The sequence below is a fragment of the Yokenella regensburgei genome (assembly GCF_051486985.1).
Classification (GTDB): Bacteria; Pseudomonadota; Gammaproteobacteria; order Enterobacterales; family Enterobacteriaceae; genus CBFFRJ01.
On sequence record NZ_JAHVDV010000085.1, the window covers coordinates 1 to 1,226 of the forward strand.

Annotated in this window: 1 protein-coding gene; it reads left to right on the forward strand. The window is 63.8% G+C overall.

Annotated elements, in window-relative coordinates:
- Window positions 1–1,226: cadherin repeat domain-containing protein (locus tag KXR87_RS23520; RefSeq protein WP_437434585.1), on the forward strand; the 1,226-nt coding region annotated here is incomplete at both ends.

Genomic DNA, 1,226 nt, shown 5'->3' on the forward strand with positions numbered 1-1,226 from the left:
GCCACCGATGCCGCCGGGAATGCCAGCAGCCAGACGGTCACGCTGGGTATTAATAACCTGGACGAGGTTGCGCCTACGATCACCAGCGGCACCACGGCCACGGCGATCAACGAGAACAGCGGCGCGGGTCAGGTGATTTACACCGCCACSGCCACCGACAGCGCGGATATCAGCGGGGGCGTCACTTTCTCCCTGAAAGCGGGCAGCGACGCGGGKCTGACGATTGACCCGACCACCGGCGCGGTGACGCTGACCGGCAACCCGGACTTTGAAAGCAAATCCAGTTACAGCTTTACCGTTGTGGCCACCGATGCCGCCGGGAATGCCAGCAGCCAGACGGTCACGCTGGGCATCAATAACCTCGACGAGGTTGCCCCGACGATCACCAGCGGCACCACGGCCACAGCGATCAACGAGAACAGCGGCGCGGGTCAGGTGATCTACACCGCCACCGCCACCGACACCGCGGATATCAGCGGGGGCGTCACTTTCTCCCTGAAAGCGGGCAGCGACGCGGGGCTGACGATTGACCCGACCACCGGCGCGGTGACGCTGACCGGYAACCCGGACTTTGAAAGCAAATCCAGCTACAGCTTCACGGTTGTGGCCACCGATGCGGCCGGGAATGCCAGCGATCGTACGGTCACGCTGGGTATTAATAACCTCGACGAGGTTGCCCCGACGATCACCAGCGGCACCACGGCCACGGCGATCAACGAGAACAGCGGTGCAGGGCAGGTGATCTACACCGCCACCGCGACCGACAGCGCGGATATCAGCGGGGGCGTCACTTTCTCCCTGAAAGCGGGCAGCGACGCGGGGCTGACGATTGACCCGACCACCGGCGCGGTGACGCTGACCGGCAACCCGGACTTTGAAAGCAAATCCAGCTACAGCTTTACCGTTGTGGCCACCGATGCGGCGGGCAACCACAGCGATCGTACGGTCACGCTGGGTATTAATAACCTCGACGAGGTTGCGCCTACGATCACCAGCGGCACCACGGCCACGGCGATCAACGAGAACAGCGGTGCGGGTCAGGTGATTTATACCGCCACCGCGACCGACACCGCGGATATCAGCGGGGGYGTCACCTTCTCCCTGAAAGCGGGCAGCGACGCGGGTCTGACCATCAACCCGACCACCGGCGCGGTGACGCTGACCGGCAACCCGGACTTTGAAAGCAAATCCAGCTACAGCTTCACGGTTGTGGCCACCGATGCGGC